This window comes from Halorussus caseinilyticus (assembly GCF_029338395.1).
Taxonomy (GTDB): domain Archaea; phylum Halobacteriota; class Halobacteria; order Halobacteriales; family Haladaptataceae; genus Halorussus; species Halorussus caseinilyticus.
Genome location: NZ_CP119810.1, coordinates 164,184 through 188,458, shown reverse-complemented (window position 1 = coordinate 188,458; position 24,275 = coordinate 164,184). Strand labels below are relative to the sequence as shown.

Genomic DNA, 24,275 nt, shown 5'->3' with positions numbered 1-24,275 from the left:
TCGACGGCGGAGGGAAAAGATTGGGGTGACGTTGCGAGCGTTTTCGCCTCGGTCACGGGACCCCGGACGTTCGCTACCGGTCGGAAAACCGCGTCGGGCGGTCAGTCCGCGCGCTGTGCCGGTTCCTCCGAGTCGGACGAACGCCGGTCCCAGAACGACTCGAAGTCGCTGTCGTCCTCGGTGAGTTCGTCCCACGCCGTCAGGCCGCGTTCCTCTCGGGTGCCGGGGATGGTGTTGTCGAGGAAGAACGCGAGGATGCCCCCGACTGCCATGCCCGTGCCGCCGATGACGAAGATGGTCGTCGCCACCACGTCGGACCCGAGAACCGGGCCGAGAATCGGCACCGCGGCCATGCCCTGCTGGAACGCCGCCGACGCGGAGGCGTCCATCCCCGCGCCGACGTTCGACATGAAGCCCGGAACCGCGAGACCCGCGAACAGCGAGAACCCGACGATGAAGACGTTGCGGTTGCTGTCCAAGTCCACGTACTTCAACTGCGAGAGACCGACCGCCGTGATTTGGCCGAACATCACGATGTAGAGACCGCCGATGATGGGGGCTGGGATGGTGGCGAACAGTTGCCCGACCGGACCGAGGTAGCCCACGACTATCATCACGGCGGCACCGATTTGGACGACGTAGCGGGAGGCGACTCCCGTGATGCCGATAGCGCCGACGTTCTCGGTGTAGGAGGTCGAACCGTTGCCGGTTCCCATGATGCCCGCGAAGGTGTTGCCAAGCCCCTCCATCCCGATGCCGTGGTTGATGCGCCGGGCGTTGGGCGCGCCGCGTCCGGCCATACGAGCGACCGAGTGGTAGTCGCCGAAGCTCTCGATTGCCGAGGCCAGCATCCCGGCGACCATGCCGACGACGAATCCGGGCGTGAACAGGGGCATCCCCCACTGGAAGGGATAGATAGGTTGGAACAGGGGTGCCTGCGTCACCGACCCCAGCGCGACGTAGCTCACCGACCCCTCGGCGAAGACGCCCGTCACCGAGAGTACGGCGGCGATAATCCACGCCGACGCGATGCCGAGCAGAACCGGGAACAGTCGGAACGACCGGTGATAGCGGTCGAGATACTGCGAGAACGCGACGATGAGCGCCATCGTCAACCCGAGCAACCACCAGTTCTGTCCGGTGCCGGGCGCGCCGAAGTTGGGGTTCTGAATCTGGGGGACGTTGAACAACGCGAGACCGATGAGCGCGATGACGGGCGCGATGACCACCGGACCCATGTGGCGCTTGAGCCACCCCATGATTCCGAAGTAGCCGATGAGTACCTCCACGAGACCCGCGACGATGACCGCGCCCATGAGTTCGCGTATCATCAGGTTCCAGCCAGCGCCGTTCGACGCGAGGACGCCGACGATGGCGAGGGCGGGCGCGAGCATCGAGAAGGTGCCCCCCTGCACGATGGGGTAGCGGTTCCCGATAGTGGTCTGGGCCAGCGTCCCGATGCCGGAGACGACGAAGAAAGTGCCGATGAGTCGGGCGGTGGTCCCGCCGGGCATCCCCATCGCTCCGGCGAGGGCGAGCGGAATCGCCACTGTCGCGCCAATCATCGTCAGATAGTGCTGGAATCCCAACAGGATGGACTCGCCGAGCGGCGGCTTGTCCTCGATGCCGTACTCGATGTCCACCGAGGCTTCGGTCTCGGGTTCGACGCCCGGACCCTCGGGCGAGAAGTCCTTCTCGACTTCCTCGAAGTCGTCGCCCTCCTCGCTCATGGCGTCTCACCCGAACGCTCCGCCGGGTCGTGTGACCTCCGTGACCTGATAGCGGTACTCACGAGTGGCATAGCTACCATTGCATAAACGATTGGCATAAGCATACCGGTAATTTTTTCGCTTCTGAGGCGTGGAACCGAACGAATTCGGGGTTTTTGGCGGCGCTGTCGCCCTCGGGGGAACCTATTTGGCCGTCCCTCGAAAGTTGTGTGATATGGTCTCGAAAGCCGAGTACGACGTTCACGCCGAACTGAACGTCTCCGTCGAGATGCGCGACGGCACGAAGTTGGCGACGGACGTGTACCGCCCCGCCGACCCGGAGACGGGCGAACCGATTTCCGACCCGAAACCCGCCCTCTTGGACCGGACGCCGTACAACAAGCGCGGCCGGATGGAGCGCCACGGCGAGTGGTTCGCCGAGCGAGGCTACGTCGTGGCGATTCAGGACTGCCGGGGACGGTTCGAGAGCGAGGGCGACTACTACATCTTCGCGAACGAGGCCGAGGACGGCCACGACACGGTGGAGTGGTTGGGTCAGCGAGAGTACTGCGACGGGCAGGTCGGCACCATCGGCACCTCCTACGGCGCGTGGGTCCAGTCGGCGCTCGCCACGCAGGACCCCGACCACCTCGAAGCCATGTTCGTCAATCAGGGCGCGGCCAACGGCCGGGAGGCCACCTTCCGGCACAACGGCGCGTTCGAGTTACGGTGGCTCTGCTGGGCGCTGACCTTGGGCGGCGGGTTCGCCCAGCGCGCGCTGGACGATTCGGACGTGCAACAGCGACTCGCCAACGTGGACGTGCGCGAGGTGCTGGCCGACGGGCCGGTCCACCGCGGCCAGTCGCCGCTCCGCCACGTTCCGAACTACGAGGAGTGGGCCTTCGACATCATGGAGTCCGGAAACGCCGAGGACGACCTGTGGCAGTCGCCCGGCGTCAACTTCGAGCGGTTCCGCGAGGAGAGCGCGGACGTGCCCACGGTGTACGCCGGGGCGTGGTACGACTCGTACACGAAGGCGACCTGCGACAACTTCGAGGCGTTGGCCGACCGGAAGGAGTCCGACCACTTCCTGTTGATGGGACCGTGGACTCACGGGTGGAACGCCTACCCCCTGCCCTCGTGGAACAAGTCCTACTCGGGCGAACTGGAGTTCGGCGAGGCGGCCCTGCGCGACTACCAGCGGGTCCGCCTGCGCTTTTTCGACCACTACCTCAAGGGCGAGGGGACGTGGGACGACCAACCGACCGTCCAGTACTTCCGGATGGGGACCGGCGACGGCCGCCAAGCCCGCGACGGCCGACTCTTCCACGGCGGGGAGTGGGCCGAGGGCGACGACTGGCCCCTGCCCGGCACCGAGTTCACGAAGTTCTTCGCTCACGGGGACGGGTCGCTCGCGCGCGAGCGACCCGAGGCGGCGGACTCGGCGACCACCTACGAGTTCGACCCCGACGACCCGGTGCCCACCCTCGGGGGCAACTGCTCGTCGTACATCAGTTACGAACCCCGCGAGGAGTCGATTCTGGAGTACCCCCTCGGCGAGCGCAAACTGCTGGACATGACCGGCCGCGGCGGGTTCGACCAGCGCACGCGCGAGGACACCTACTTCGCGGACCCGCCGTACAGACCCCTCGAAGAGCGCGACGACGTACTCGTCTTCCGGACGCCGCCGCTGGAGGAGGAAGTCGAAATCGCGGGACCGATTCGGGTCCGGGTGTTCGCCTCGACGGACGCCCGCGACACCGACTTCACGGCGAAACTCGTCGACGAGTACCCGCCGAGCGACCAGTTCCCGAACGGGTTCGCGCTGAACCTCTCGGACTCCATCTGCCGGGCGCGCTACCGGGGGTATCGGGACCACCCCGACTTCGTGGAACCCGGCGAAGTCTACGAGTTCTACATGGAACCGTACCCGACCGCGAACGTCTTCGGCGAGGGCCACCGGATTCGACTCGACATCTCCTCCTCGAACTTCCCGCGCTACGACGTGAACCACAACACGGGCGGACCGCTCTACGGCGACAGGGAGTACGAGGTGGCGACCAACACCGTGTTCCACGACCGGGAGCATTCCACGCACGTCGAGTTGCCGATTCGACCCCGCGAGTGACGGAACGTTCCCAATCGAAAGGAATAATCCGAGCCGATTCGTCGGTGAGAACAACCGCGCCGTCCGGGACTTCCGGTCGGCGGCCGAGACGCGAAAACCGGAAGGAGACAACGATGCATCAGCGAATACCCGACGACGAGTGGAAGTCCATCGTCCGAAACGTTCCCATCGTGTCGGTGGACCTCGTCGTCCGACACGACGGCGGAGTCGTACTGGGCAAGCGGACCAACGAACCGGCCAAAGGGGAGTGGTTCGTCCCCGGCGGGCGGTTGCACAAAAACGAACGACTCGAAGACGCCGTGGCCCGAATCGCCCGCGAGGAGTTGGGCGTCGAGGTGACGATTGTCGGTCGTTTGGGCGCGTACGAACACCTCTACGACCGCTCGGAGTTCGAGGGAACCGACGGCAAACACTACATCCCGGTCGGATTCGTCGTGGAGACCGACGACGACGAACTGAACCCCGACAGCCAGCACGCGGAGTTGGAGGTCTTTCGCCCGCCGTTCGACTTCGAGGGGATGCACGAGTACGTCGCCGACTACCTCCGGGACGCCGGGGTCGAGTGACGCGACGGCAATCGAGCGGTTGCTTTCGGATAGGTATAGAATTTTTTTAGAACGGAGAAGAATTGCGAGCGAGGTCGTTCGAGACCTGCCAAAAGTTTGATTGCAGTCGTGTGAGTCGTCACGCACTATGTCGGGGGTCCAGTTACCGGAATTTTGTACGCGTTGTGGCGACGAAACGCGACCGGAACGAATCGAGGGCCGGGAGAGGGCCGTGTGTTCGAGGTGCGAGACCGTACTCTGGCAGAATCCGAAACCCGCCTCGGCAGTCGCAGTCGTAGACGACGATAGCGTGCTACTCGTCCAGCGCGGAACGGCCCCGGACGAAGGCCAGTGGAGTCTGCCAGCGGGATTCTTAGAGATAGACGAATCGCACCGCGAGTGCGCGGTGCGTGAACTGACGGAAGAGACGGGGATGCAAGCCCCCGAGGATGCCGTCGATACGCACGAGACGCTCAAAATAACGCAGAGAGCGACGGAACACGTCGTCGTCGCGGTGTTCACGCTGGATAGAGAGGACGCACGCGGACCGGTAGAGGCGGGGTCGGACGCCGCCGACGCGACGTTTTGGAGCGCAGACCGCATCGAAGAAGACATCGGTGACGTGAGAGAACCGTACCGTCCGGTTCTCGAGTCAATCGTGAACCAGAAAATCCACCGAGACGTGGAACCGAAGTCGTAGAAGCACTCGGTCACTACTCCACCGGAGAAGGTAATTCGGCCTACATAATACTTATTTCCCGTCTAACATGAATGGCCGATATGGGGGATGCAGACGACAGTCGAGAGGCCGACTCGGACAGACGCCGCTTGATTAAACGAGTCCTCCTCACCGCCGCCGCGGGTTACGGCGGTAGTCAGGCGGGAAACGTGAACGTCCTGTCGTATCTGACCAACTTAGCGAGCGAAATCGACGAGAGTTCGACGAGTCCGCGGGAGCGTAATCGAAGGTTCAGGTCGATATTCGGCCACGGAGTCGAGGAGTTCTCGATTGACGAAGGTATCGTCCACCACCAGTTCGAGGAACCGAACCACCACGAGGACAACCTGCGGACCTCCATCGGTTTGAGTACCCTTCTGGCCGAAGTGATTACCGCGCTCCCGGTGAGCGAAGCCAAGACCGGAAACAATCCGGAGTTTCTGAACCGTAACGTCATCTCGATAGGGTCCATCGAGTCGAACTTCGCGGCCCGACACGAGTACGAGTCGTTGAAACGTGCGTACGGACCGTTGGACTCCCTGCTCCGTTGGAGAATCCGACCGAACGACTCCGTGGAGACGAAGCGATACGTGATGAACTCGAAAAGCCTCCGACCAGCCACGCTCACGAATACGTGGGATTTCGGCCGTTTCGACGGAAACCGGGACATCTGGACGAGCGGAAACAGCGGCGTTCGTGACTATCGAAACGGTGTCGAGAAAGTCCCCCAGATATACACGGGCGACGACAGGAGGGGATTCATCGACAAAGACCTGCTACTCGTCAGCAAGTTACCGAACGTGATTACCCCGACTGCCGCCGATAGCGGGAGTCAGTTCGTCCAGTTCGCGGGTACACACGGAATCGGGACGCGGGGAATACTGGAAGTTCTGCGAAGCCAGCAGTTGCTAGACGACCTCGAAGCACGAGCGCAGGAGACCCAGTACTTTCAAGCGATTTTCGTCGTGGACGCCGTACACGAACATCGAAAGACCGACTCGGTACCGCGGCGCGTCGAACCGGCCGACCGATGGTTCGGCGAGTGGTTCCACGAAGTTGAGTTGTAGGGTCTCGCCTTCGAGACGGACGCTCGGCCGCATCCGCGGTCGGAAAACTGGCCGCGGGTCGCGTTACACTTCCTCGAAGGCCACGCACCGACAGACCGACGACTCGCCGCCGCGGAACCGCCACGGGAAGGTGCCGATTTGGACGCGTTCGTTCAGTAGTTCCTCGGGGACTTGGGCGTTCTCGACGTGGATGATGCCCTCCGGGAACAGTTCGGTGTGCATCAGTTGGTAGCCCTCCGGCGGGAAGATTTCGTCCAAGTCCTCGACGCCGTGTTTCTCGCGCGCTTCGCGGGCCAACTCGGGGCGCACGTCGCGGATGACCGTGTTCATCGGGTGGTCGGCGCTCCCGCAGTCCAGAATCAGGTAGTTGAGGTTCTTCTCCTTGCACCAGTCGGCGAACTCCTGATTCGGGCCGGGGTGCTTGCAGAAGAAGGCGTGGGGGTCGGCCTCCTCGCGGTGCCACGCGTACTTCTGATAGCCCGTGTGGACGAAGAGGATGTCGCCCTCGCGCACGTCCACCACGTCCTCAATCATGTCGCTGGTGTACACGTCGTAGTCGCCCACCTTGTCGGAGATGTCCGCGACTACGGCGTCGCCGACGAGTTCGTCCAACCCCACCGACTCGATGTCCCGGCCGCTGGCGACGAAGTGCTTCTCGCCGTCCAAGTGAGTGCCGGTGTGGTTCATGAACTCTATCTTCTGGCCGTTTACCTTCTCGGTGTCGAGCGATTTCTCGTACCACACCTTCGGATTGTCGTAGGTCGGCCACGCGGGGGTGTCTTGAGACCACGGTTGCGTCAGGTCGTGCATCTGGTAGCCATCGAGCATCTGAAGTTCCTCCGTCCGTCGGAGGTGTCGCGGAACCCTCTTAAATGTTGGTAGGGTATAGCGTGCCTCCGTCATGCCATTTCACACCAAGGTTTATTACCAGCCTGCGTGAAACTTCCGTATCCGTCGCTTCCCGGAACGGTCCCCCGACTCTCGTTGGACCGTCCCGTGGACGCCGTATCGCCACCGAACTACCCCAAAAAACGACGACGATATGAAACCCGCACCGTTCGAGTACCACCGACCGACGACTGTCGCAGAGGCCGCCGAGTTGCTCGCGGACCACCGAGACGCGGAACTGCTGGCGGGCAACCAGTCGCTGGGAATCGTGATGGCGAATCGCTTGGCGACGCCCGACCACCTCGTGGACCTGAACGCGGTCGAAGAGTTGGACTTCGTGGAAGATCGCGACGGGAGCGTCGCGGTCGGCGCGATGACCCGCCACCGGACCATCGAGCGCTCCGACCTGTTGGCCGAGACCGTGCCGATGCTCCCCGAGGCCGCAGAGCAAATCGCCGGGCCGAGCGTCCGGAACCGCGGCACCCTCGGCGGGAGCGTCGGCGAGGCCGACCCCGCGGGCAACTACCCCGCGGCGCTCGTGGCGTTAGACGCCACGCTCGAAATCGCCTCGGCCGACGAGTCCCGCGAAGTACCGGTTTCGGACTACTTTATCGCGTACATGTTCACCGACCTCGGCGAGGACGAGATTATCACCGCGGCCGAGATTCCGACCGGTCCCTTCCCGCCCGACCGCACCGGGATGGCGTTCCTCGAACTCAAGCCCACCGCCCAGACGTGGCCGACCGTCAGCGCCGCGACTGCGGTTCGCGTGGACGACCCCGAGGCCGAGGACCCCGAAATCGAGGAGGCCCGCCTCGCGCTTGCGAACGCCGCGGACGTGCCCCTGCGCGTCGAGGACGCAGAGACCGAAGTAGAAGGCGAACCGCTCTCCGAGGAAACGCTGTCGGCCGCCGCCGAGCGAGCGACGGCGGCGGCCGACCCCGAGGACGAGATGCACGCGGACAGCGAGTTCAAAGTCGAAGTCGCGGGCGAGTACGCCCGGCGCTCGCTGGCGAAATCCTACGAGAGAGCGACAACATGATGGAATTCGAAGGCGAATTCGAGTCCGACCTACCCCGAGACGAGTTGTGGAGCTACTTCACCGACCCCGACGTGCTTGCGGAGTGTGCGCCCGGCACCGACTCGCTGACGCTGGAGTCGCCCCACGAGGTCACGGCGACCATCGCCGTCGGCGTCGGGAGCGTCAAGCCCACCTTCGACGTGGAGATGGTGGTCACGCAGGCCGACCGGCCCGGACTGCTGGAGATGCAGGCCGACGGCAACGCCTCGCGCAACGCCTTCGACGCCGTGGCCGAGATGCGGCTGGAGGAGAACGGCGACGGCGGCACGACGGCCTACTGGACCGCCACGACCGACGTGTCCGGGATGATTGCCAGTCTCGGCCAGCGCGCGCTCGGGAGCGTGACGAACAAACTCGTGAGCGACTTCTTCGAGGACTTGGAGGAAAAAGCGCGGGAGGGCGAACCCGCGGAGTCGAAACTGGAAGCGAAACCGGAGGCCGAGGCGTCGTTGGAGGACTAGCAGATACTGACGGTATCGTTCGCTTACTCGGTTTCGCTTAAGTATTCGGTTCGTTAGTCGATATAGACTACACGTATCGGAAGAGTTTCCGAGTTAGAATCAAATGTAGTTTCCCGCGGCAGTTATTTCTAATCGTCGGCCATGACAACATTAATAACTGATTACTCACAACATAGGGCCTGTCTAACTAAGGAGTCGAAGATAGACGATGGCAACAGAAACGATGCCCCCCTCACGAACGTGCGAAATCGAGGCCCGTGAGGAGTGGATACTGCGGTTACTCTACGCCACCGACGAGAACGACGAATCCCGACCGGTCTACGGCGAGACTCGTCTGATGATGGCGACGTTTCTGCTCCAGCGGAAACTTCGGGAGAACTTCGAGAAGACGGCCGGGTTCGAGTTCACGGCCGGAAAGTTCGGACCCCACGATGAAGGTGTTCTCGATGCACTCGACTGCCTCGCGGAGTACGGATACGTCGAGCGAACGCCGGAAGCGCTACACGACTCCGAGTACGAAGGCGACGAGTTTCGTCTCACGCCGAAGGGTGAGCAGGAAGCGAAAAGGTTCTTCGACCGACTCTCGGAGGGAGAGCAGAAGCTGGTCCACTGGGTAAAGTACAAGCAGTCCGTGCGGTCGCTCGGGGCACTTCTCTCGTACGTCTACATGGAGTACCCGCGAATGACGGCCGACTCGGGAAGTATTTGAGATTTTCGCAGGACGATGGCAGGTGCAGTTCCGCTTGCGAAGGCATTGACGGCCGTGTTCGCTTTTTTGAGCTTCGGAGGTGGGGTTGTATCTCCGTTCTCAGCCCCATCCGAAAGACCAGTACAAAGAAGACGTAGAAGACCTCCAGAAAGACCGCTGGAACGACGCGTGCGGGGAACTCGGTCCCGTCGTCTCCGAAGCCTACGAGTTCGTCTGTCAAGCCGAAAACGACCACGAACACACAGAACTCCGAGACGGCGAGAAAGCGAGCGTCATTCTCCGGCGGGTGTTAGACGACCGCGCCGACCTCGGCGACCTCGAAGCGAAACTGGAGAGCATCGACGAGCCGAAGCGGGAGTACCGAAGCTGTCGTGAAAATCGTAGCCGCGCACTCTGGTTCTTCTTCGGGGGCGGTGCTGGCTTCGGTGTTTCGAGCGCGGTCGTCTGGCTCGCTCCGGAGAAAACGGTGTTTACCGCGGTCGAAGCGTCCCTCATCACGCTCAGCCTCCTCGGAGTAGTCGCCGGTGCGTTCGTCGCGTACCATTCTTCGAGCGCACAGACGAACCTCGACGAGATGGTCGAAGACAAGGATTTCATGTGACCGTGCGTCTCGGGGAGACCCCCGACAGACCTCGCCTACTCGCCCTCTCGCTCCCGAATCCGTTCCCGAACCCGGTTCGGCGTGAACGGAATCCGGTCGGCTTTCACGCCCAATGGCTCTAGCGCGGCGTTGATGGAACACGCGATACTCGCCGGGCCGTCAATCATCCCGCCCTCGCCGGTGCCCTTCGCGCCGGTCGCCGTGAACGGCGAGGGCGTCTCGGTGTGGTCCAACTCCATCTCGGGCACGTTCTCGATGGAGGGCAGGCGGTAGTCGAACAGCGTGATTGCCTGCGGTTGGCCCGAGTCGTCGTAGCCGAACTCCTCCTGTAGCGCCGCGCCGACGCCCTGCGCGAGTCCGCCGTGGGCTTGGCCCTCCACGATGGTCGGGTTGAGTTGCGTCCCGCAGTCTCGCAGGGAGTAGAGTTTGAGGATTTCGACCTCACCCGTGTTCGCGTCCACCTCCACGATGGGCGCGTTGGCGGCGAACGCGGCGGTCGGGTAGACCGGGAACTTCCGGGCCAGCGCCTCGTCGAACTCCTCCAGTCGGGTCGCGGGGTGTTCGTAGTCGTAACTCGCGCGAGTCAGGTCGCCGTCGTCGTCCGCGTCGGCGAGTTCGGCGAGCGAGAGCGACCCGTCGGCGTCCACGCGGTGGACGCCGCCGTCGCGGTAGGTCACGTCGGCCTCGTCGCAGTCCCACACCTCGGCGGCGAGCGTTTCGAGGTTCGCCGCGAGGGTTTCGCCGAGACCTTGGGCCGCGCCCGAGAGCATCACCGCCATCCGGGACGCCGCGGTGCCGTACTCGGTGGGGGCCTCCACGCTGTCGAGGTACGACACGTCCACGTCGCTCGGCAGGACGCCGAGTTCGTCGGCGAGCAGTTGGGTCACGAGGGTCTGGTGGCCCTGCCCAGACGAGTCGGTGGCGAGGTAAGCCCGGACGGTGCCGTCCTCACGAATCTCCGCTCGGAGGTGTTCGGGGAGTTCGGCCACGTCCTCGCGGTCACGCTCGTCGAGTTCGTCGCGGTCCGACCGCTGGCGGTTGGTCCAGTCGGACCCCGAGACGCCGGGTTCGATGTGGACCGTCGGGCGAGCGCCGCGGTACTTGCCTTCCTCGCGCTTCTCGGCGACGGTCTCGGGGTCGAGCAGGCCGCCGTCGCGCTCGTCTTCGATTTTCTCCTGTACGTGCGCGAGCGCCGCCGGGAAGTCCCCCGAATCGTAGACGTTCTTCGAGGGGAGTTCGTAGGGCATCTGGTCGGACTCCACGAGGTTCCGGCGGCGCAACTCGTCGGGGTCCATCTCCAGCTCCGCGGCCGCCTCGTCCACGACCATCTCCAGCGCGTAGAGGTGGGCCGGGACGCCGAACCCCCGATAGGCGGTCTGGCAGGTCTTGTTGGTCAACACGAGGTCGTACTCGTAGCGGGCGTCCTGCACGTCGTAGGCGTTCGTGAGAACCGAGAGGGGCTTGAGGACCTGATTGACGGGGTAGCGCGGCCACGCGCCGAAGTCGTCCACGAACCAGAAGTCCAGACCCCGGAAGGTGCCGTCGTCGTCCACCGCGAGTTTCACGTCGTACTCGCGCTGGGTCGAGTGCATGTCGCCGCCCTGCAAGTTCTCGATGCGGTCCTCCACGAAGGCGACGGGCCGGTCTACTGCTTTGCTCGCCATCGCCGCCAGCGAGCAGTAGCGGTGGAGCGCGATTTTCGTGCCGAAACTCCCGCCCACGTCGGGCGGGACCTCCAGATTCACGTCGTCGGGGTCGTAACCGAGGGTTTCGTACACCGTGTCGTCTACGAGCGTGTGGAGTTGGATGTTGCAGTCGATGTCGAAAGCGTCGGCGTCCCGGTCGTAGTCGGCGACGACGCCCGCGGTTTCCAGCGGGACGCCCGAGATGCGCCCCCACGAGTAGGAGGACTCAATCACGTTGTCGGCTTCCTCGAACGCTTCCTCGGGGTCGCCGAACGAGAGTTCCTCGTGGTCGCCGACGTTGGTACCCACGTCCTCGTGGACAACCACCTCGTTCTCGCGGGCCTCACGGGGGTCTACCACTGCTTCTCTGGTCTCGTACTCGACGCTCACGAGGTCCACCACGTCCTCGGCGACGTAGCGGTCGTCGGCGACCACTGCCGCGACGGGTTCGCCGACGTAGCGGGCTTTCCCGTCGGCCAGCGACCACTCCTCGAAGCCGTGGAGTCCGGTCGGCATCGGGTTGTAGTCGGCCTTCACGTCCTCGGCGGTCAGGACGAGGTGGCATCCGGGGTGGTTCTCGGCCGCTTCGGTGTCGATGGACTCGATGTCGGCGTGGGCGTGCATGCTCCGGACCAGCGCCATGTGGAGGGCGTCGTCGGGGGCCTCGTCGTGGACGTACTCGGCTTCGCCGGTGAGGATGCGCCGGTCCTCGACCCGATTCAGGCCGCGCCCGGCGAACCGGGCTTCGTCGCCGGTCTCGGCGTCTGGGTCGCTCTCGGGACCGGTTTCGGCGTCCGGCCGCGAACTCATGCGTCGTCCTCCCCGGCGTGGGTTTCGTCGGCGTCGGTCTCGCCGGTTTCGAGCCGGTCGGCGGCGCGATGCACCGCGTCGTAGATGTTCTGATAGCCGGTGCATCGACAGACGTTATCGGCGAGTCCGGTCTCGATGTCGTCGTCGTCGGGGTCGGGGTTCTCGTCCAAGAGTTCCTTGGTCGCCATGACGAACCCGCTGGTGCAGAAGCCACACTGAAGGGCGTGTTCCTCGTGGAACGACTCCTGAATCGGGTGGAGCGCCCCGTCGTCGGCCAGACCCTCGACGGTCTCGATTTCGGTCCCGTCGGCCTGCACCGCGTAGGTCAGACAGGACTTGACGGCCCGTCCGTCCATCAGGACGGTACAGGCCCCGCAGACGCCGTGTTCGCACCCGACCCGGACCCCGCGGAGTCCCCGCGCGTCCCGGAGGAAATCCGAGAGTTTGTGCCGGGGTTCGACCTCGGCGGATACCTCCTCGCCGTTTATCGACAGCGAAATTTCTTCTGTGGGATACTCGATAACGCCGGACGTGTCGTCGGCACTCATGGCAGATGGTGACGTATAGCTGGACGGCGCATAAACGTTGTCCCGCGAAGGGGTTTCGGGGGTGACAGCAGGATGTGGACGGGGCTTTCGTCGGGGTTCCGGGTGTCGTTCTCCGCGAGGGGATTTTAAGGGAGAGGACGGAGGGGGAATCATCTGACTCGGCGCGCGAAACGTTTTCCAGTCCGGCGCGCGCGAGCAACGCGCGCGAGGGGCGAGCATCGGAGAGAGGAGCGAAGCGACGACCGAGAAGCGCAGTCGGTTGGGGAGGACGTGGTGCGGTATGATTGGCTCAAGGAGTAGCTAGCTCCCCGTCTCTTCCGCGTCGTCTTCCTCTCGGCGTCTCCACTCAGGCCAACGCGATACCACACGAGAGACCAAAAGTCACTATCTTCAGGCTTGAACCAATCATACCGCAACCGCACCGCACCGCCACCGCAACCTCACGCCTCCCCAACCTCCTCGCTCACTTCGTTCGCTCGTCCCTCGCGCGCGTTGCTCGCGCGCGCCGGGCAGGGACTAATGGCGCGCACCACGGACCGACAGAAGTACCGATAGCGCGCGTCTGGCCGGACGCGGCGGAATCGAAAGACAGATTTTTGTTTCTAAAAGAATGAAAATACTATTCTTGGGCAACCTATATCCACTTCGAGAGACACCAACATTTACTCCCACCGCCGCCGGAGTCCCGGACGTGATACTCGGCGCGCTACTGGCGGCCGGAACAGGGTCGCGCTTCGACGGCGGGAACAAACTCCTCGCGGACCTCGACGGACGGCCGGTGGTCGCGCACGCGGCGCGGACGCTCGCCGAGTCGAGTCTCGACGCCGCCGTCGCCGTGGTGGGCCACGACCGGGAGGCGGTCGAGCGCGCGCTCCCCGACGGATTCGGCATCGTTGCCAACCCCGACTACGAGGCGGGCCAGAGCGCGTCGGTCCGTCGGGCGGTCGAGTCGGCCCGCGAACGAGACGCCGACGCCGTGCTGTTCGCCCTCGGCGACATGCCCCGCGTGAGCGTCGAGACGGTCGATTCAATCGTCCGGGCGTACAGGGAACTCCGCGACGACCCCGACGCTCCCGGCATCGTCGCGCCGCGTTACGACGGCTACCGAGGGAATCCGGTTCTCTTCGACGCCCGCTACTTCGACGAGTTGGCGAGCGTAGAGGGCGACACCGGTGGGCGCGCGCTACTGGCGTCCGAACCCGTGACGTGGGTTAGCGTGCCCGACCCCGGTATCCACCGCGACGTTGACACCGTGGGCGACCTGCGGGCGCTTCAGTCCGATTCCACCTCGGACCGCGGGTGAATCGGCCCCTCGCTGTCGGTCAGCCGACCCCCCTCGCGGCCGTTCGACACCGCCAGCACCTCGCCGACGACCGAGAGCGCGATTTGGGCGGGTTCGCCGCCGCCCACGTCGAGACCGACGGGCGTCGAGATTCGCTCGCGGTCGCCCACCGAGAGTTCGACGCCCGCGTCGGCCAGCGCCTCGCGCATCTGGTCGAAGCGCTTGCGCGGTCCCATTAACCCGACGTAGGGGACTTCGGTCGCAAGCAGTGCTTCGAGCGCGAGCCGGTCGTCCACGAAGTTGTGACTCATCAGCACGGCGTAGGTGTCGGCGGGCCGCGAGACTGCCTCCGCCACGTCCGGGGGCCGGGTAGCGACGACTTCGTGGGCCGCGGAGAACTGCTCGGCCTCGGCCCGCGCGCCGCGTGCGGCGGCGACCGTCACCCGAAAGCCAGCGTCCCGAGCGAGGCGCGCGACCGGACGCACGTCCGCGCCGTGACCGAAGACCAGCAGTTCCGGGACGGGTTCGAGTCCGTCCACGAACACCGACGCGGTGCCGCGGTCGGTCTCGACGCGGAGGGTGTCCGACCGCCCCGCCACTGCGAACTCCCTCGCCCGCTCGCGGACCGCCGCGAGCAGGTCGTCGGGGAGCGCGGGCTGGGAGTCGCGGAAAGCGAGTCGGGAGTCCGAGCGCGCAACGTCGCCGTCCGCCGCGTCCCCGTCCGCGCCGACCAGCGCCCGCGCACCGACCGGCGCGTCGGGGTGGTCGCCGCCGACGACGGTGAGCAGGGAGACCCGTTCACCGGCCGCCACACGCTCCAGCGCGGGCAGAAAGCTCCGGTCGGCGGGTTCGACTAGCACGTCGATGACGCCGTTGCATCCGAGTCCGAACCCCCACGACTCGTCCTCGCCGGTCAGGTCGAAAGTCTCGCACAGCGCGCCCTCTGCCAGCGCGCGCTCCGCGAGGTCGGCCACCGGGCCTTCGAGACACCCGGCGGTGATGGCCCCGACCGCTTCGTCGCCGAGAACCCGCTTCGCGCCGGGCCGCCGGTAGGCCGACCCCTCGACGGCGACGACGGTAGCGACGGCGGTCCCGGTCTCGGAGTCGGGAGTCGTCCCGGTCTCGACCTCGGAGTCGGCGGCGTCCCGGAGCGCCTCGCGGACCGACAGCGCACTCGCGGCCCACGCGTCAGTCTCGTCGTTCATGGTCCGTGGTAACAATCAGGGATATTTAGGTGTTGGCGTCGGGGGAACCACTCTATATCTGTCCTGACGACGGCGGGTCTCGGCGATAGTGAAGGCCAAGCAGAAGCGAGCGACGGACTCGAACCTATCAGACCGCAACCGCACCGCTACCGCGAACCTCACGCCTCCCCAACCTCGCGGCCGCATCCGCGGCCGCGTCCCTCGCGCGGATGGGCGCGGCCCGCTTCGCGGCCGCGCCCGCACGCGCCGCGTGGGAAGGTTCGCATGGAGAGAGAAGAAGAGTGAGAGAAGGCCCCGACTCGCCGAACCGGAATCGACCGCCCCCGAAGTTCCCGAAACGTGGTGTGAGACCCACGCACACCCGCGGAAATAAAGATATATCCGTCGCTCCGTCGGTACTTCCCGCATGGACCTCTCAGGGAAGTCGGTCCTCGTCACCGGTGGTGCCGGACTCATCGGCACCCACCTCTCCGAATCGCTCGCCGAGGACAACGACGTGCTGGTCGCGGACAACTGCTCGAAGGGCAACCGCGAGTGGGTGCCCGAGGACGCCGAGTTCACGGACGCCGACCTCACCGACCCCGACGACGTTGCCGAAGTCGTCACGGACGACCTCGACGTAATCTTCCACCTCGGGGCGCTCTCGGACGTGAACCGCGGCGACCACCGGCGCGTCTTCGAGGAGAACAACGCGATGCTGTACAACGTCCTCGAACGCATGGACGAGGTTGGCCTGTCGAAGATAGCCTTCGCGTCCTCCTCGGCTGTGTACGGCGAGGCCCCGCGCCCGACGCCCGAGGACTTCGCGCCGCTCGAACCGGTCAGCACCTACGGCGCGAGCAAGTTGGCTGGCGAGGGTCTGCTCTCGACGTACGCCCACTCCCACGACTTCACGACGTGGATGTTCCGGTTCTCGAACGTGGTGGGTCCCCACCAGCGCAACAACGTCATCTCGGACTTCATCGAGAAACTGCTGGACGACCCCGAGAGCCTCGAAATCCTCGGCGACGGCCGCCAAGAGAAGTCCTACCTCCACGTCGAGGACTGCGTGAGCGGGATGGAACACGTCGTGGAGAACACCGACGACCCGACCAACCTCTACAACCTCGGCACCAGAACGACCATCTCGGTCACGCGCATCGCCGAGCTCGTCAGCGACGTGGTGGGGTGTGACCCCGAGTTCGAATACACCGGCGGGGACCGCGGGTGGACCGGCGACGTGCCCAAGATGCGCCTCTCCGTCGAGAAGGCCAGCGCAATCGGGTGGTCGCCCGAACGCGAGAGCGCCCGAGCCGTCCGCACCGCCGCAGAACAGTTGTACGACGAGTTGCGCTAGACGACCGCCGACCGGAGAATCGCCTCCCGATTTCTCACGAGCGTCGAGTAGTGGGCCTCGTCCGCGAGCGTCAGGTCCGCCGCCGGAAGTCGCTCGGCGAACCGCTCCGCGACGCCGCTCTCGACCCGGCCGTCTCGCTCGCCGTGCCACAGCGAGACCGGCGTCTCGACCTCGCTGGCGTCGAATCCCCACGGTTCGCCGAGCAGTGGGAACTCGCGGGCCGGGCCGCGACTCCCCCGCCGGAACGCTTCGGCGGCGTCGGCCGCGAGTACGTCGCCGACCGACCCCTCGAAGAGGCGCGCGTCCGGCGGGGTCGCACTCGCTTCGAGTCCGGCCCGGAACCGCGAGCGCCAGTGGTTCGCCAGCAGACTCCCGAGACCGAACGCCGCGCGGGACGCCCCCGGAATCCGGCCCACCGCCGCGAGGACGCGCCCGGCGAGTCCGGGGTCCTCGCGGAGTTCCGGCGGCGCTGACGACGACGCGAGGACGGCGCGTTCGACCCGTTCGGGGAGCGCGGCGGCGCACGCCGCCGCGTGGGGACCCCGGCCGAAAAGCCGACGACGGCGAACGATTCGACGCCGAGGTGGTCGGCCAGCGCCGAAACGTCTGCGGGCCAGTCGAGCAGTTCGCGGCCGGGCCGGAAGTCCGAGCGACCGAATCCGGGCCGGTCGGGTGCCACTACCCGCGCGCCGAGGCGTTCGGCGGCGTCCTCGAACAGCGCCCAGAGACGACGGGAACCGGGGTTACCGTGGAAGCAGAACACCGGCGTTCCGTCGCCGGGACCGTACTCGTCGTACGCGAGGGTCCGACCGTCGGGGAGGGCGACCGTCTTCGTCTGACTCATAGCGGAGCGTCGGGCGTCCCCGACAAAACGCTACTCGTTCTCGCCGAAGACGCCGCGGTCGGCGAGTCGGTCGATTTCCGACTCGGAGTAGCCGATTTCGCGGAAGAGGTCGCGGTTATCCGCGCCGAGTTCGGGCGGCGGCGACTCGAACCCGCTTTCGGCGTCGGCGTAGTTCAGCGGATGCTCCACGACCGGAATCTCGCGGTCCGACTCGTCGTCGGAAACCGTCGTCACCGCGCCGCGGGCCTCGGTCTGCTCGTTGTAGAGCGCGTCTTCGACGCTCTGGACCGGCCCGGCCGGGATTCCGGCGTCTTCTACGAGCAGTTCCATCCACTCGTCGGTGGTCCGCTCGGTCAACTCGGCTTCGATTTCGGCTTCGAGGGCGTCCATATTCTCCACCCGGTCGGCGTTGGTCTCGAATCGCTCGTCGGCGAACAGGTCCGGGCGGTCCAGTGCCTCGCAGAACTCCCGCCAGAGCTTCTGGTTGAGGCAGGCGACGTTGATGTGGCCGTCTTCGGTCTCGTAGGTCTGATAGGGCGCGAGAACCGGGTCCTTGGTGCCCATTCTGGTGGGTTCCTCGCCAGCGAACACCTTCCCGGCCTGCTTGGTCAACCACGGCAGGGTCGCGTCGAGCATCCCGAGGTCGATGTACTCGCCCTCGCCGGTCCGCTCGCGCTTGTAGAGGGCGTTGACGATTCCGAACCCGGCCCACATCCCGGTGATGAGGTCGGTCTGGGGCAGGCCGACCTTGACGGGGGGTCGGTCGGGTTCGCCCGTGACGCTCATGATGCCGGACATCCCCTGCACGAGCAGGTCGTAGCCCGGTCGCTCGCGCCACGGCCCGGTCTGACCGAACGCGGAGATGGCGCAGTAGACGATGTTCTCGTTCTGTTCGCGGATGGACTCGTAGTCAACGTCGAGTCGCTCGGCGGTGCCGGGCCGGTAGTTCTGGACGAACACGTCGGCCTCCGCCGCGAGGTCGTAGAGGGCCTGCTTTCCCTCCTCGGACTTCAGGTTCAGTTCGACGCTCCGCTTGCCGTAGTTGACCGTCCAGAAGTACGGCGACTCGCCGTCCACGAACGGGGGTCCCGAGTGGCGATTGTCGTCGCCCGCGTCGGGGCGTTCGACCTTCACGACCTCTGCGCCCTGATTGGCGAGCATCAGGGTGGCGAAGCCTCCGGTGACGAACGTCGTGAGGTCGAGGACCCGCACGCCGTCCAAAATCTTGTTCGACATGGCTGTGTGGGTGTGTGGCGTGATAAAAAAGGTTTGGAGCCACCTTTTTCTCGTCGGGTGCCTGCGCGCGGCTTCGCCGCGCTTGGCACCGTTCCTCGAAAAATCTGGACCAAAAAACGGACGCGAAGAAATCTGGCCGCTTGGCGGCCGGATTTCTCGCGTCTTCGGACACCGGTCGTCGCTGTCACCCCTCTTCACCAGCTCCCGTCACTCCCCGACAACTTCAGACAACGATGTACAGTCGTTCGACCGCGCCGGGTCGTCTCCCGGCGAAACACACCTTCGAGAAGCGACAGACCAAAGACGCCACCCCGAGTCATCTCGGCCCATGACCGAGACCAACGAGGAAGTCGTCTCGCAACTCGAATCCCTCGGCGTCGAGTACGTCTTCGGCTACCCCGGCGGCCGAGTCATCGAGCTATTGGACGAACTCCCCGAGTCGGACATCGACGTGATTCGCCCGCGCGACGAACGCGAGGGGAGCGTCATGGCCGAGATGTACGGTCGCCTCACGCAGACGCCGGGCGTCCTCGCCGGACAGGGACCGTGGATAGGGAGCCTCGGCACCATCGGCCAGATGGAGGCCCGCCTGTCGTCGTCGCCGATGGTCGTCCTCACCGAGGCCAGCGAGCGCGGCGACTACTCGACGCTCGCGCCCTACCAGCAGTCCCGCGGCGACTACGGCGGTCTCGACCTCCCCAAAATCCTCGACGGCGTGACCAAGGAACACTGGTTCCCGCGCTCGCCGACCGAGACCCTCCGGAGCGTCCAGTTGGCGTTCAAGCACGCCACCGCGGGGCGACCCGGCCCGACCGCGGTCGTCTTCGACGGTGACGCCATCACCGAGGAGGTGCCCGAGGACCCGATTCCGCCGGTGTGGGACGCCGACGAGCAGGTCCGAAACTGGGACGCCGCGCCGACCGACCGCGACGTGGCGGCCGCGGCCGACGCCTTCGCCGACGCCGAGCGACCGGTGATAATCGCCGGGAACGGCGTCCACGCGGCGCAGGCCTACGACGAGTTGCGGGAGGTGGCCGAGACCTACAACGCGGTGGTCGTGACCTCCTACCTCGGGAAATCGACGATTCCGGAGACCCACGACCTCGCGGGCGGCGTCATCGGGTCGTTCGGACACGAGGGCGCGAATCAGGTCGTGAGCGAGGCCGACGCGCTTCTGGTCGCGGGGTGTCGGATGAACCCGATGGACACCAACTGGCAGGCCCCGAGCTTTATCCGGCCCGACGAGCAGACGATTATCCACGCCGACATCGACACCCGGAACGCCGGGTGGGTGTATCCGGCGGACGTGGGTCTCATCGGGGACGCGAAGGAGAGTCTGCGTGCGCTCGCGGACGCCCGCGGAACCGCGGACGACGCGGGCGGAGACGCGGATGCGAGCGACGCGGACGAGGGCGCGTCTGCGCCCTCGTCCGCGAGCGACTGGGGACGCGAGCGCGCGGCGTCCGCGCGCGAGTCGTTCCACGCTCCGGAGTGTGAGAGCGACGCCTCGCCCATCAAACCCCAGCGCGCGGTGAAGGAAATCGAGACCGTCGTGGACGACGAGACCATCGTCACTGCCGACTCGGGAAACAACCGATTCTGGCTTCTGAACCACCTCCAGACGCCAGCCATTCGGACCTACTTCGGGTCGGGCGGCGTCGGCGGCATGGGGTGGGCGACTCCCGCCGCGGTTTCGGCGGCCATCACGACGGACAAGGATGTCGTCGGCGTCGCGGGCGACGGCGGATTCACGATGACGATGACCAGCGTCGAAATCGCGGTCGATCAGGGCGTCGCGCCCACCTTCGTCGTGCTGAACGACACCAGTCTCGGGATGGTCCGCCAGATGCAGGACGGCGAGGGAGACATCGCGGGCGTCGAATTCCACGACACCGACTTCGTGAAGGTCGCCGAGGGCTTCGGTGCCGAGGGTCGCCGGGCGACGACGCCCGACGAGTTGGCCGACGCGCTTCGGGAGGGCAAGGAGTCGGACGTGCCGACGGTCGTAGACGCTCGCATCGACCGCGAGGAGGACATGGCCGAGAAACTCCAGTCGTCGTTCTACGCGGAAGTCGGCGGCCTACACGAGTAACGCGAGCGAAAGCCGAGTTTTCGGAGTCGGCGGGAGACGACCGAGACGCGCGGTCGGGAGAGCAGGGAAGTCGCACGCTTCGGGACGGAGCCAATCGGACCGCACAGCAACCGCGACGGCGACTAGATGCACCTGCGACAGCGACGGCGACCGAACACGACACAGCAACCGCGACGGCGACCGAACACGACACAGCAACCGCGACGGCGACCGAACACGACACAGCAACCGCGACGGCGACGATTTCGAAGGAACTCGCTTCAGGCTTGAGCCAATCATACCGCAACTGCACAGCACCGCCACCGAAACCTCACACCTCCCCAACCTCCTCGCTCACTCCGTTCGCTCGTCCCTCGCGCGCGTTGCTCGCGCGCGCCGGAAAATGGAGACGGCGAACGTATGGGTGACGGCGAGAGAATGAATTCCAATTTCGAGACAAATAAATAGAATTCTAAAAGCAATATTTATGTTTCTTTGCCGACGATGCACGGTTTCGGGAAGCGGTCCCGAGCGCCATCCGGAACGGCCGTGAAACGCGACCGGTCTCCGAAATCCTCGCCGTGCCGACCAGTCCGGATAGCCGACCAATCCGGACAGTTTAGCACCGCAACGGTGTAGACCGGGGGCATGAGTTCCGCCAATCCGCAGGGATTGCAGGCGTTTCCCGACGAGTTAGAGGGCCGCGAGTCGTGGCTCGAACCGTTCGACTGGTACCGGGAGATGCGCGAGGAGAATCCCGTCAGGTACGACGCCGACCGGGGGTCGTGGGACGTGTTCCGCTACGACGACGTGAAACGGATTCTGGACGACGACGCGACGTTCTCGGTGAACCCCCGGCTTGCGAACGACTTCGTGGAACCGGACAACCCCGGCGAGGGTCTCATCTTCGACACGATGCTGTTTCAGGACCCGCCGCGCCACGACGAACTCCGCGGCGTCGTGGACGACCAGTTCCGACCCCGGACGCTCCGCGAGCGCGAACCCCACTTCCGGGAACTCGCCCACGACTTGCTCGACACCGCCGTCGCGGAGGGAGGCGACGAGATGGAAGTCGTCTCCGACCTCGCGTACCCCTTCCCGGTGACGGTCATCGCCGAGTTACTGGGCGTTCCGGCCGACGAACGCGACCGGTTCAAGGAGTGGTCGGACACCCTCGTCGCGGCCGCGAGCGACGACGACGCGAGCGAGGCGTTCCTCGAACGCCAACAGCAGGCCCAGATGGAGATGGCCCAGTACTTCGTGGAGATGATAGCGGACCGCCGGGAGAACCCCCGAGACGACCTGCTGTCCCGAATCGTCACGGCGGAACTGAGCGACGGAAGCCGACTCTCCCGAGAGGAGGCGCTCGGGATGTGCATCCTGTTGCTCGTCGCGGGCAACATCACGACGACGAACCTGATTGCCAACGCGGTCCGGTGTTTCGCCGACGCCGGAGGGGACCTGTTCGACCGACTCCGCGGCGACGAGCGAGGACTCACGACCGCACTGGAGGAAGTCCTGCGCTACCGGTCGCCCGTGCAGGCGATGACCCGCATCGCGGCCGAGGACGTGGAGCTACGCGGCGAAACCATAGAGGAGGGCGACCGAATCATCGTCTGGCTCGGGTCGGCAAACCGTGACGGACGCCAGTTCGACGCCGCCGACGAGTTCCGCCCCGACCGGTCGCCGACACAGCAACTCGGGTTCGGCCACGGCACCCACTACTGTCTGGGCGCACCGCTGGCGCGTCTCGAAGCCGAAATCGCGCTCACGGGGCTTCTCGACCGCACCGAGGAGATTCGAGTCGCGGACGACGACCTTCGACCGACTCGGAGTTCGTTCGTCTACGGCGTCGAGTCGCTCCCGATTCGGTACGACGAGCGGTAGCGAACGCAGTTACTCCGCCTCGACGCCCGCTCGCGCGCTCCGGCCGGTCCCCTGCCGGTAGAGGACGAACAGGGTAACGAGAACCGCCAGCGCCGAGATTCCGGCGATGGCGGCGAACGCGACCCGAAGCCCCGAGCGCTCGATGAGCGCGCCGAACAGCGGCGGCGCGAGCGCGCTCCCGGTCATGGTTCCGACGGTGACGACGGCGAACGTCCGGCCGAGGTCCGACCGCGCCGAGAGACCGTCTGCGAGTTTCGACCGGGCGGGTCCCGCGAGCGCCCGCGTGCCCCCGACCACGAGCAGGCACGCGACGGCGGCGAGCGCCGGAATCGCCGTCGAAGCGAGCAGGCCGACGAAGACGACGACGGCGGCGTAACTTCCGACGATGAGCGGGCCGGGCGAGAAGCGGTCCGAGAGGTCCCCGCCGACCAGCACGGCGAGCGCGCCCACGACGAACATCGCCGAGAGCGTGAGGTTCGCGGCGTCTAACGCCAGTCCGTACCCCTGCCGGAGCAGGACCACCGCGTAGGACGTGAGACCCCAACTCGCCGTCGAGGCGACGAGCGCGAGCAGTGCGAGCGCGAGGACGCCCGGCGAGGCGAGGACGGCCCGGAGTTCCCGGCGGACGCCCGCGAGACGGGACGCCGACGAATCGGCCGACGACGCCGCGGCGTCGTCGGCCGAACTCGGGTCGTCCGCGTCGGCCGAGGCCGACGCGGACCCCGCCGACCCGGTTTCGGGCGCGGTCACGTCCTCGCCGACCCATCGCTGGAAGGCGAACAGGGTGAAAAGGGCGTAGAGCGCGCCGAACGCGCCGACGAGCGCAATCGCGCCGCGCCACGTCAACCCCCGGAACCCGAGAACGGCCGCGAAGAAGACCGGCGGGAAGCCGAACCCGAGGCTCCCCAGAAACCCCCGGACGCTGAAGGCCCGCGCGCGGAGGTGTTCGGGCGTGGCGTCCGCGAGCAGGGGGAAGTGCGCGGGGTGGTGGCCCGCGATGCCGATTCCGAGCAGGGCTTGGCCGACCAGCAGGACCTCGAAGGTGGGCGCGAAGGCGACCAGAAAGACGCTCGCGGTACTCAGGCCGAGCGAGAGACCGAGCGCAAGCCTGCGGTCGTAGTTGTCCGCGAGGTAGCCGAAGGGGAGTTGGAAGACGGTGTTGGCCGCGCCCTGCACGCCCATCGCAATCCCGAGCGTGGCGAGCGAGACGCCGAAGTCATTCGAGAGGACGCCCAGAATCGGCGGGAAGAGGACCAGATACGTGTGGTTGACGAACTCCGCGCCGCCGACGAGGGCGACGACGAGCAGGGTCTCGCGCGAGAGGTCGGGGAGCGAGTCGCGTCCGGGGACGGCAGGGAGTCGCACGGTGTTTCGGTTCGGAATGGTGGGGGTGGAGGGAAGTATCCTGCGCTCGCGGTCCGGGGAACGCCTCGGAGGGCGACCGGCGGCGCGTCGGTTGTGGCA

General features: G+C 65.9%; 20 protein-coding genes. 12 read left to right on the top strand and 8 right to left on the bottom strand.

Going from position 1 to position 24,275, the window contains the following annotated elements; translation table 11 throughout:
* Window positions 1-101 precede the first annotated feature (101 nt).
* Window positions 102-1,730 (bottom strand): uracil-xanthine permease family protein, encoded by a 1,629-nt coding sequence (locus P2T60_RS18480; protein ID WP_276282589.1) that lies wholly within the window; start codon window positions 1,728-1,730, stop codon window positions 102-104.
* A gap of 214 nt (window positions 1,731-1,944) precedes the next feature.
* Between P2T60_RS18480 and P2T60_RS18475 the strand changes: the two genes are divergently transcribed.
* The 4 genes from P2T60_RS18475 (at window position 1,945) to P2T60_RS18460 (ending at window position 6,167) form a co-directional block, all read left to right on the top strand.
* Window positions 1,945-3,837 (top strand): CocE/NonD family hydrolase, encoded by a 1,893-nt coding sequence (locus P2T60_RS18475; RefSeq protein WP_276282588.1) that lies wholly within the window; start codon window positions 1,945-1,947, stop codon window positions 3,835-3,837.
* 113 nt (window positions 3,838-3,950) lie between these two features.
* Entirely contained in the window at window positions 3,951-4,403 is a 453-nt protein-coding gene (locus P2T60_RS18470) for a GDP-mannose mannosyl hydrolase (RefSeq protein ID WP_276282587.1), read from the top strand.
* Between the two features lie 211 nt (window positions 4,404-4,614).
* Complete coding sequence (locus P2T60_RS18465; protein WP_276282586.1) at window positions 4,615-5,082, top strand: NUDIX hydrolase; 468 nt, start codon at window positions 4,615-4,617, stop codon at window positions 5,080-5,082.
* 80 nt (window positions 5,083-5,162) lie between these two features.
* Window positions 5,163-6,167, top strand: coding sequence for a hypothetical protein (locus P2T60_RS18460; RefSeq protein ID WP_276282585.1), 1,005 nt, complete (start codon window positions 5,163-5,165; stop codon window positions 6,165-6,167).
* Window positions 6,168-6,230: 63 nt separating this feature from the next.
* Here P2T60_RS18460 and P2T60_RS18455 read toward each other — a convergent pair whose 3' ends face one another.
* Window positions 6,231-6,995, bottom strand: coding sequence for a cyclase family protein (locus P2T60_RS18455; RefSeq protein ID WP_276282584.1), 765 nt, complete (start codon window positions 6,993-6,995; stop codon window positions 6,231-6,233).
* A 214-nt stretch (window positions 6,996-7,209) separates the two neighbouring features.
* Here P2T60_RS18455 and P2T60_RS18450 point away from each other — a divergent pair, with 214 nt between their 5' ends.
* The 4 genes from P2T60_RS18450 (at window position 7,210) to P2T60_RS18435 (ending at window position 9,907) form a co-directional block, all read left to right on the top strand.
* Window positions 7,210-8,097, top strand: coding sequence for an FAD binding domain-containing protein (locus tag P2T60_RS18450; RefSeq protein ID WP_276282583.1), 888 nt, complete (start codon window positions 7,210-7,212; stop codon window positions 8,095-8,097).
* Window positions 8,094-8,597: an SRPBCC family protein gene (locus P2T60_RS18445; RefSeq protein WP_276282582.1), complete on the top strand. Its 504-nt coding sequence runs from the start codon at window positions 8,094-8,096 to the stop codon at window positions 8,595-8,597. The genes P2T60_RS18450 and P2T60_RS18445 overlap by 4 nt, the downstream gene beginning before the upstream one ends.
* A 208-nt stretch (window positions 8,598-8,805) precedes the next feature.
* Window positions 8,806-9,306: a hypothetical protein gene (locus P2T60_RS18440; RefSeq protein WP_276282581.1), complete on the top strand. Its 501-nt coding sequence runs from the start codon at window positions 8,806-8,808 to the stop codon at window positions 9,304-9,306.
* Window positions 9,307-9,391: 85 nt separating this feature from the next.
* On the top strand, window positions 9,392-9,907 hold the full coding sequence (locus P2T60_RS18435; protein ID WP_276282580.1) for a hypothetical protein: 516 nt from the start codon (window positions 9,392-9,394) through the stop codon (window positions 9,905-9,907).
* Between the two features lie 35 nt (window positions 9,908-9,942).
* Here the strand turns inward: P2T60_RS18435 and P2T60_RS18430 are convergent, their stop codons facing one another.
* Together P2T60_RS18430 and P2T60_RS18425 are read right to left on the bottom strand one after the other, a co-directional pair.
* Window positions 9,943-12,402 carry a xanthine dehydrogenase family protein molybdopterin-binding subunit gene (locus P2T60_RS18430; RefSeq protein ID WP_276282579.1) on the bottom strand — a complete coding sequence of 820 codons (2,460 nt, stop codon included), beginning with the start codon at window positions 12,400-12,402 and terminating at the stop codon, window positions 9,943-9,945.
* Complete coding sequence (locus tag P2T60_RS18425; RefSeq protein ID WP_276282578.1) at window positions 12,399-12,950, bottom strand: (2Fe-2S)-binding protein; 552 nt, start codon at window positions 12,948-12,950, stop codon at window positions 12,399-12,401. Before P2T60_RS18425 ends, P2T60_RS18430 begins: the two co-directional genes overlap by 4 nt.
* Before the next feature lie 691 nt (window positions 12,951-13,641).
* Here P2T60_RS18425 and P2T60_RS18420 point away from each other — a divergent pair.
* Complete coding sequence (locus tag P2T60_RS18420) at window positions 13,642-14,253, top strand: nucleotidyltransferase family protein (protein WP_276282577.1); 612 nt, start codon at window positions 13,642-13,644, stop codon at window positions 14,251-14,253.
* Here P2T60_RS18420 and P2T60_RS18415 read toward each other — a convergent pair.
* Window positions 14,223-15,437 carry an XdhC family protein gene (locus P2T60_RS18415; RefSeq protein ID WP_276282576.1) on the bottom strand — a complete coding sequence of 405 codons (1,215 nt, stop codon included), beginning with the start codon at window positions 15,435-15,437 and terminating at the stop codon, window positions 14,223-14,225. The genes P2T60_RS18420 and P2T60_RS18415 overlap by 31 nt on opposite strands.
* A 406-nt stretch (window positions 15,438-15,843) precedes the next feature.
* Here P2T60_RS18415 and P2T60_RS18410 point away from each other — a divergent pair, with 406 nt between their 5' ends.
* Window positions 15,844-16,773 (top strand): NAD-dependent epimerase/dehydratase family protein, encoded by a 930-nt coding sequence (locus P2T60_RS18410; RefSeq protein WP_276282575.1) that lies wholly within the window; start codon window positions 15,844-15,846, stop codon window positions 16,771-16,773.
* 70 nt (window positions 16,774-16,843) lie between these two features.
* Here the strand turns inward: P2T60_RS18410 and P2T60_RS21930 are convergent, their stop codons facing one another.
* Together P2T60_RS21930 and P2T60_RS18395 are read right to left on the bottom strand one after the other, a co-directional pair.
* The gene (locus P2T60_RS21930; protein WP_420028720.1) at window positions 16,844-17,617 is read right to left on the bottom strand and encodes an alpha/beta fold hydrolase; all 774 of its coding nucleotides are present in this window, start codon (window positions 17,615-17,617) and stop codon (window positions 16,844-16,846) included.
* A 30-nt stretch (window positions 17,618-17,647) separates the two neighbouring features.
* Window positions 17,648-18,853 (bottom strand): CaiB/BaiF CoA transferase family protein, encoded by a 1,206-nt coding sequence (locus tag P2T60_RS18395; RefSeq protein WP_276282574.1) that lies wholly within the window; start codon window positions 18,851-18,853, stop codon window positions 17,648-17,650.
* Window positions 18,854-19,181: 328 nt separating this feature from the next.
* On the opposite strand from P2T60_RS18395, the gene P2T60_RS18390 reads away from it, so the two are divergent.
* Both P2T60_RS18390 and P2T60_RS18385 read left to right on the top strand, forming a co-directional pair.
* Complete coding sequence (locus P2T60_RS18390; protein WP_276282573.1) at window positions 19,182-20,945, top strand: thiamine pyrophosphate-binding protein; 1,764 nt, start codon at window positions 19,182-19,184, stop codon at window positions 20,943-20,945.
* A gap of 627 nt (window positions 20,946-21,572) precedes the next feature.
* Window positions 21,573-22,811: a cytochrome P450 gene (locus tag P2T60_RS18385; protein ID WP_276282572.1), complete on the top strand. Its 1,239-nt coding sequence runs from the start codon at window positions 21,573-21,575 to the stop codon at window positions 22,809-22,811.
* 9 nt (window positions 22,812-22,820) lie between these two features.
* Here the strand turns inward: P2T60_RS18385 and P2T60_RS18380 are convergent, their stop codons facing one another.
* A complete protein-coding gene (locus P2T60_RS18380) occupies window positions 22,821-24,176 on the bottom strand; it encodes an MFS transporter (RefSeq protein WP_276282571.1) in 1,356 nt (451 codons plus the stop codon).
* Window positions 24,177-24,275 lie beyond the last annotated feature (99 nt).